This is a genomic window from Aeromicrobium sp. (genome assembly GCF_025965075.1).
GTDB lineage: Bacteria > Actinomycetota > Actinomycetes > Propionibacteriales > Nocardioidaceae > Aeromicrobium.
In genome coordinates this window covers 1-7505 of the sequence record NZ_JAOPXQ010000101.1, presented here as the reverse complement: position 1 = coordinate 7505, position 7505 = coordinate 1, and the positions used below count along the sequence as shown (strand labels likewise).

Sequence of the window (7505 nt, the reverse complement as noted above, 5' to 3'; positions counted from 1 at the left end):
GGACCCGGGACTGGTCGAGGTGGACCGTGACGCCGTCGGGGAGCCTCGTCGCGGCGGGCTCGTCCCCGCCGCAGGCTGTCAGGGACGCGAGCAGGAGAGCTGCGACGAGGAGCCGGCCGAGCAGGGGCATGGGACCAGTATGTCGTCGTGCGCCGTTGGTGTCCGAGGGTCGGCGTAGGCTTGTCCCGCGGGATCTGCGTCGCTTATGTGCCTGCAATAGCAGTGAAAAAGATGCCTTACGCTCTTGTGTCTGCATCGGCGGTTCGTGAGAATCGAACATACGTTCTAGTCCTGTCGGAGCCCAGAGTGATCGTTGACCAGCTCACCTCCTTGACGGACGACACGAGCGCGCTGGAGCCCCGACCAGGTCCCACGGCGACACGCCCGCTTCACCCGACAACCCCGAGCGGCCCAGCGGGGTCAGGCGGGGTGGGGTCCCGCCCAGGCGGGGGAGAGGGTCACGACGTCGCCGATGACCGTGATCGCGGGGGACTCGGCCCCGACTGCCGCTGCGGCGTCCGCCAGGGTCGACAGCGTGCCGACCGTGACCCGCTGGGTGTCGGAGTAGCCACGCTCGATGATCGCGGCGGGGGTGTCGGCGTCGTGGCCGGCGGCGATGAGCTCGACGCAGGTCTGCCCGAGGCGCTTGACGCCCATCAGCATGATGAGGGTGTGGCTGCGCTCGTGGGGGAGCCCGGCGATCTCCTCGTGGCCCGTGACGACCGTGAAGCCGCGCGCCACGCCGCGGTGCGTCACCGGGATGCCGGCGGCGGCCGCGACCGAGATCGCGCTCGTGACGCCGGGGACGACCTCGACCGGGATGCCGGCGTCGCGGCACGCGATGAGCTCCTCGCCGCCGCGGCCGAAGACGTACGGGTCGCCGCCCTTGAGCCGGACGACGATCTTGCCCTGCTTGGCCCGGTCGACGAGGAGCGCGTTGATCTCCTCCTGCGGCACCGGGTGGTGATCGGGCTTCTTGCCGACGTCGATGACCTCGACGTCCGGGTCCAGCTCGGCCAGGAGGCCGTGGGGGGCGAGCCGGTCCACGACGACGACGTCCGCCTCGGCGAGGAGCCGGCGGCCGCGGGTCGTGAGCAGTCCCGGGTCGCCCGGTCCGCCACCCACCAGAGCGACGAAGCCGTCGGGATGGTGGGTGCGGTGCCGCATCGGCAGCTCGCCGGCCTGCAGCGCGGCGGCGACGCCGTCGCGCAGTGCGGCGGCCCGGCCGGCGTCGCCGCCTCCGCTGACCGCGACGATGACGTCGTCGACGCGGGCCACGGCGGGAGCCCAGGCCGTGGCGTGGGCGGGATCGCCGCCCTTGAGGCACCAGATCTGCCGGGCCTCGGCGTCGACCGCGACCAGCGTGTCGATCGCGGGGTCCGCGGTGGCGGTCTGCACGAGCCACGCGCCGTCGAGGTCACCGGTCTCGTACGACCGCTGGATCCACTCGACGTCGCCGCGGCCGATCGAGGAGGCGAGCGAGTCGGAGACCTCGGGCGAGATCACGACGACCCTCGCGCCGGCCTCGAGCAGGGACAGGGTGCGCCGGGTGGCGACGTGGCCGCCGCCGACGACGACGACCCGGCGCCCCGCGATCCGCAGCGTCAGCGGAAGGCTGCCCCGTGCCGTCATGCAGGATCTGTAGCGGCGCCCACGGCCTCGACCTCGGCCTTGGTGTCGAGCAGGGCGTCGCCGACCATGCCGGCGGCGAGGGTCGTGCCGTCCTGCGCATCGATCAGCAGGAACGCCCCGGTGCCGCGGGCGTGCAGGTACTCCTCGGCGGGGATGGGCTTGGCGAGCCGCAGCGTCACGTGTCCGATGTCGTTGAGCCCCAGCGACTCGGCCGGCAGCAGCCGGGCGTCGTCGAGGTCGAGCTTGCCGCCGATCGCCTTGACCATCGCCTGAACCGTGCGGGTGCCGTGCTTGAGCAGGACCTTGGTGCCGGGCACCAGGCTGCCGTCCGCGAGCCACGCGATCGTGCCGTCGATGTCCTGCGTGACCGGCGGGACGCTGCGGGACGTCACGATCAGGTCGCCGCGCGAGATGTCGATGTCGTCGGCCAGCCGCAACGTGACCGACTGCGGGGCGAACGCCTCGGTCAGCTCCGTGCCGGCGAAGTCGATCCCGACGACGGTGCTCGAGCGGCCGCTGGGCTGGACCGTGACGGCGTCCCCGACGCGGACCAGCCCGGAGGCGACCTGACCGGCGTAGCCGCGATAGTCGCGGAACTCCTCACCGGCGGCGGACTGCGGCCGGATGACGAGCTGCACCGGGAAGCGCAGCGGCTCCGAGTGCGGGTCGCCGACGGGGGAGAGCTGCTCGAGGTACGTCAGCAGGCTCGGCCCGTCGTACCACGGCGTCCGCTCCGACCGCGTCACGACGTTGTCGCCGTCGAGCGCCGAGACGGGGATCGTCGCGACGTCGTACAGGCCCAGGCTGCGGGCCGAGTCGAGGACCTCGCCGGACACCCGGTCGTACGTCGCCTCGTCGAAGTCGATCAGGTCGATCTTGTTGACCACGACGATGACGTGCGGGACGCGCAGCAGCGAGGCGACCGCGAGGTGGCGCCGGGTCTGCTCCTGGATGCCGTGGCGGACGTCGACCAGCAGCACGACGACATCGGCCGTGCTGGCGCCGGTCACGGTGTTGCGGGTGTACTGCACGTGCCCGGGGCAGTCGGCGAGGATGAACGACCGCTCGGCCGTCGCGAAGTAGCGGTAGGCGACGTCGATCGTGATGCCCTGCTCGCGCTCGGAGCGCAGGCCGTCGGTCAGCAGCGCGAGGTCGGCGGTGGCCAGGCCGCGGTCGCGGCTGACCCGCTCGACGGCGTCGAACTGGTCGGCCAGGACGGACTTGGAGTCGTACAGCAGCCGCCCGACGAGGGTCGACTTGCCGTCGTCGACCGAGCCGGCCGTCGCGAGACGAAGAAGTGTCCTCATCAGAAGTAGCCTTCCTTCTTGCGGTCTTCCATCGCGGCCTCGGAGGCGCGATCGTCGGCGCGGGTGGCCCCACGCTCGGTCAGCCGGGTCGCAGCGACCTCGACGATGACGTCCTCGACCGTGACGGCATCGCTCTCGACGGCGCCGGTGCAGGACGCGTCGCCGACGGTCCGGTAGCGGACCTGGCGCTTCTCGACGGTCTCGCCGTCGCGCGGCTGGGAGACGTCGCTGACCGCGATCAGCATGCCATCGCGCTCGAACACCTCGCGCTGGTGTGCGTAGTAGAGCTCCGGCAGGGCGATGCCCTCGGCACCGATGTACTGCCACACGTCGAGCTCGGTCCAGTTGCTCAGCGGGAAGACGCGGACGTGCTCGCCGGGGCTGTGCCGACCGTTGTAGAGGTTCCACAGCTCGGGGCGCTGGTTGCGGGGATCCCACTGGCCGAACTCGTCGCGCAGGGAGAAGACGCGTTCCTTCGCGCGGGCCTTCTCCTCGTCGCGACGACCGCCGCCGAAGACCGCGTCGAACTTGTGACCCGTGATGGCGTCGAGCAGCGGCTGGGTCTGGAGCTGGTTGCGGGTGCCGTCGCTGCGCTCGCGCAGGCGGCCGTCGTCGATGTAGTCCTGGACGCTCGCGACCTCGAGGCGGATGCCGAGGCGCTCGACCGTCGCGTCCCGGAACGCGAGGACCTCGGGGAAGTTGTGACCCGTGTCGACGTGCAGCACCGGGAACGGCACGGGAGCCGGCCAGAACGCCTTGGTCGCCAGGTGCAGCATCACGACGGAGTCCTTGCCGCCGGAGAACAGCAGGACGGGTCGCTCGAACTCGGCGGCCACCTCGCGGATGATGTGGATCGCCTCGGACTCCAGCCACTGCAGCTGGGTGAGACGGCGTTCGTCAGTCAGGGTCATCGTTGCCTTGTCAGGTGCCGGGGGCAGGGTCACGTGCGATGGGTCAGGTGTGCAGGCCGCACTCGGTCTTGTCCAGGCCTGCCCAGCGGCCGGCCCGCGGGTCCTCGCCGGGGGCCACCCGACGGGTGCAGGTCGCGCAGCCGATCGACGGATAGCCGTCGTTGACGAGCGGGTTGACGATGACGCCGTTGTCATCGGCGTACGCCAGGAGGTCGTCGAAGGTCCACGCGGCCAGCGGGTTGACCTTGACCAGGCCATTCTTGTCGTCCCACGAGACGAACGGGGTGTCGGCCCGGGTCGGGCCCTCGTCGCGGCGCACGCCGGTGATCCACACCTCGTAGCCCTGCAGCGTGTCGTGCAGGGGCTGGACCTTGCGCATGTCACAGCACAGGGCGGGGTCGCGCTCGTAGAGCCGCTCGCCGAACTCGGCGTCCTGCTCGGCGACGCTGCGCCGCGGCTTGACGTCGACGATCGACAGCTGCATCGAGGCCTCGACGGCGTCGCGCGTGCCGATCGTCTCGGCGAAGTGGTAGCCGGTCTCGAGGAACAGGGTGTCGACCCACGGCAGGTGCTCCGCGACGACGGCGGGCAGGACGGCGTCGGCCATCGAGCACGCGACCGCGGTGCGGTAGCCGAACTCCTCGGCGACCCAGGCCAGCACGCCCGCGGTGTCGCTCCCGGCCAGCCGGGTCGTCGCCGACTCGGCGATCGTCCGGAGCTCGTCGTTGCTGCGCCGGGGGGCCAGCAGGCCCTCGCGGGAGGCCAGGTGGGCGGTGCGCTCGGAGTCGTGCGCGAGCTGCTGCGCTCGGCGCTCGGCCAGCGTCAGGGCCATTTCAGTCATCGAGATCGGACCCTTTCCGGACACGGCGGTGGAGCATGTGCTCCCCAGAATAGGTCGCGGCCCGCGGAGCGTCGCGGTCCGTGGAAGCGCGTCCGCATGGCGGAACGCGATTCGGTGACCCAGGTCACATGGGCCCGAGAGGCGTGGGATTGGGGGCCCGACATCGGGGTACAACCCCCGGCGGTGGCCACCGTCACCGCACAAAACAAAGGGAGAATCATGGCCTTCATCCTGTGGATCATCGCCGTAGCAATTGCCATCTACGGAATCCTGCGCCTCGTGCGCGGTGACATCCTGGTCGGCATCATCTTGCTCGTCGTCGCCGCTCTGGTCGGACCCGGGGGATACAGCATCTTCAAGTAGGAAGAGGCGAGGGGCCGCGCGAGATTTCGCGCGGCCCCTCGCCATGCCCATATGTCCGTATCCGGGCGGCCCCGCGAAGTCGTAGGCTCCGAACATGCGCTTCATCGACATCCACCCGGACAACCCCCAGCAGCGATCGGTCGACCAGGCGGTCGCGGTCATCCGGGACGGCGGCCTGATCGCGTACCCGACGGACTCGGGGTACGCCTTGGGGGCCCAGCTCGGCAACAAGGACGCGCTCGACCGCATCAAGGTCATCCGCAAGCTCGACGACAAGCACCACTTCACCCTGGTGTGCAAGGACTTCTCCCAGCTCGGCCAGTTCGTCCAGGTCGACAACAAGATCTTCCGGGCGGTCAAGAACGCGACGCCCGGCCCCTACACGTTCATCCTGCCGGCGACCCGCGAGGTGCCGCGCCGGCTGCTGCACGACAAGAAGAAGACCGTGGGTGTCCGCATCCCCGAGAGCAACATCGTGCGGGCCCTGCTCGACACGCTGGGGGAGCCGCTGCTGTCGACGACCTTGATCCTGCCGGGGGAGACCGAGCCGATGTCGGCGGCCTGGGTCATCGCCGACGCGCTCGACGGCCAGGTCGACGCCGTGATCGAGTCGGGCGAGGACGTCATCGCCGAGCCGACGACCGTCATCGACTTCTCCGACGGCTTCGCCGAGGTCGTCCGGGTCGGCGCGGGGGACCCGACACCGTTCGAGTAGGTCAGCGGGCCTTGACCCGCGACGCCAGCACGCCCGGGATCGTCAGCGCGACGACCGCGGCGCCGGCCAGCATCAGCTCGTCGGCCGACACGCTGTTGAGCGCCACGGTGCACAGCAGTGGCGCGGCGAAGCCGAGGTAGGTCAGGCTGTAGAACACCGCGTTGAGGGTCCCCAGGTCGTCGGGGTGCGCCAGCGACTCGACCAGCGTCAGCCCGCCGACGAGGATCAGGCCGTACGCCGTCCCGAGCAGCACGGCGCCCGGCACGACGAGCCAGGCCGCCTCGGTCTCGGCCATCACGAGGCCCAGCACGAGGCCGGCCGCGGCGGCGGCGAGACCCGTGACGATGATGAGGCGCGGCTCGCCGAGGCGACGGCCGAGCGGCTGCACCGCGACGCCGGTCCACAGGGTCAGCCCGGCCAGGGACCCGATCACCGCGATCGGCGCGACGTCGATGTCGACGAACGTCGGCAGGGTCGCGAAGCTCGTCGACGCGGCACCGAAGACCCACGGCGCGGTGAACAGCACCCCGAGCAGGAACGGTCGCGAGCCGAGGGCCTGGCGGATCTCGGCGCGCCGATGACCCACCCCGGCGCCGCGCGCGATCGCCGGCTCGGGGGCGTGCCACGCGACGGCGAGCACGAAAGCCATCAGCACGAGGTGCGGGACGTACGGCAGGACGGTCGGGGCGGGCGCCCACTGCGCGAGGATCCCGGCGACCAGCGGTCCGGACCCGAAGCCAGCGGACAGCGCGAGGGTCGCTCGCCGCGCTCCCGTCCCGGCGGGCCGGCCGGCCGAGAGCTCCTTGACCCAGGCCGTGCCGGGCGCGAAGGCGGCACCCGATGCGACGCCCGCGGCCAGCCGGCCGAGGAGCAGGAGCCCGAGGTTGTCGCCGCCGACGATCAGGATGACCGTCGCGATCGTCGACAGCACGAGGACCGGGCGCATGACCCGGCGGCGGCCGATCCGGTCCGAGATGGGGGCGACGACGAGCAGCGCGGGGATGAGCCCCAGGGCGTACGCCCCGAACAGCGCCGTGACGGCCTCGCTGGAGGCACCGTCCTCGTCCCGGTAGACCTGCAGCATCGCGGCGAACTGGTTGGCTCCCCAGCCGACGGCGAACATCGCCGCCGCGACGCGGAGCCAGGCGGGCAGGCGAGTGGTCACGCTGACACCCTAGGCGGCACCGGGCGGCGGTCAGATGTGTCGGTGGTCGACCCGGGCCATGCGGGGGCCGCGGCGTTCCGGCCGGGTCAGCGGTGACAGCTGCACCAGCCTGACGACGCGGAACCGGTGACCCCGCCACGGCTCGAGCAGCTGCTCGAGCTCGACGTCGTCGATGCGCCGGCCGATCAGGGCCGTTCCGACGTCCTTGGCCACGTGGAAGTCGCCGAACGGGACGGCGTCGGCATCGCCCAGGGCCCGATAGCCCACCTCGGCCGCGGTCCACACGCCCACGCCAGGGATGCTGCGCAAGCCTCGGTAGACGACCGCTGGGTCGTCAGGATGCTGCTCGGCCAGTCGCTCGAGCCGACTGGCGAGTCGGGCGCTGGCCTGGGCAGCACGCGCCCGGCTGGGGTCGACGCCGGCCAGGTGCCACTCCCACGACGGGATCGCGGCCCACTGTTCGGCGTCCGGGGTGACCCGCATGCCGTCCGGGGCCGGCCCGGGGGCGGGCTCGCCGAAGCGCCTCAGCAGGCGGCGCTGGGCGGCGAAGGCGTCGATGCCCAGCACCTTC

The 7505-nt window shown here is 71.7% G+C and carries 7 protein-coding genes and 1 pseudogene; 2 read left to right on the top strand and 6 right to left on the bottom strand.

Features of this window, described 5'->3' with window-relative positions; all coding sequences use genetic code 11:
- Nucleotides 1–420: 420 nt before the first annotated feature.
- Genes cobA through JWQ91_RS06620 form a run of 4 tightly spaced genes read right to left on the bottom strand, consistent with a single transcriptional unit; the run spans nucleotide 421 to nucleotide 4691 of the window.
- Nucleotides 421–1632: a uroporphyrinogen-III C-methyltransferase gene (gene cobA, locus JWQ91_RS06635; RefSeq protein WP_297782072.1), complete on the bottom strand. Its 1212-nt coding sequence runs from the start codon at nucleotides 1630–1632 to the stop codon at nucleotides 421–423.
- The gene (locus tag JWQ91_RS06630) at nucleotides 1629–2939 is read right to left on the bottom strand and encodes a GTP-binding protein (RefSeq protein ID WP_297782071.1); all 1311 of its coding nucleotides are present in this window, start codon (nucleotides 2937–2939) and stop codon (nucleotides 1629–1631) included. Before JWQ91_RS06630 ends, cobA begins: the two co-directional genes overlap by 4 nt.
- Nucleotides 2939–3850, bottom strand: a complete 912-nt coding sequence (cysD, locus tag JWQ91_RS06625) for a sulfate adenylyltransferase subunit CysD (protein ID WP_297782070.1) — start codon at nucleotides 3848–3850, stop codon at nucleotides 2939–2941. Before cysD ends, JWQ91_RS06630 begins: the two co-directional genes overlap by 1 nt.
- A gap of 43 nt (nucleotides 3851–3893) precedes the next feature.
- Nucleotides 3894–4691 carry a phosphoadenylyl-sulfate reductase gene (locus JWQ91_RS06620; protein ID WP_297782069.1) on the bottom strand — a complete coding sequence of 266 codons (798 nt, stop codon included), beginning with the start codon at nucleotides 4689–4691 and terminating at the stop codon, nucleotides 3894–3896.
- A gap of 219 nt (nucleotides 4692–4910) precedes the next feature.
- On the opposite strand from JWQ91_RS06620, the gene JWQ91_RS06615 reads away from it, so the two are divergent.
- On the top strand, nucleotides 4911–5054 hold the full coding sequence (locus tag JWQ91_RS06615; protein WP_297782068.1) for a GPGG-motif small membrane protein: 144 nt from the start codon (nucleotides 4911–4913) through the stop codon (nucleotides 5052–5054).
- 94 nt (nucleotides 5055–5148) lie between these two features.
- Entirely contained in the window at nucleotides 5149–5769 is a 621-nt protein-coding gene (locus JWQ91_RS06610) for an L-threonylcarbamoyladenylate synthase (RefSeq protein ID WP_297782067.1), read from the top strand.
- A gap of 1 nt (nucleotide 5770) precedes the next feature.
- Here the strand turns inward: JWQ91_RS06610 and JWQ91_RS06605 are convergent, their stop codons facing one another.
- On the bottom strand, nucleotides 5771–6934 hold the full coding sequence (locus JWQ91_RS06605; RefSeq protein WP_297782066.1) for an MFS transporter: 1164 nt from the start codon (nucleotides 6932–6934) through the stop codon (nucleotides 5771–5773).
- A 30-nt stretch (nucleotides 6935–6964) separates the two neighbouring features.
- A pseudogene (locus JWQ91_RS06600) lies at nucleotides 6965–7505 on the bottom strand (DNA-3-methyladenine glycosylase 2 family protein); the annotation flags it as partial.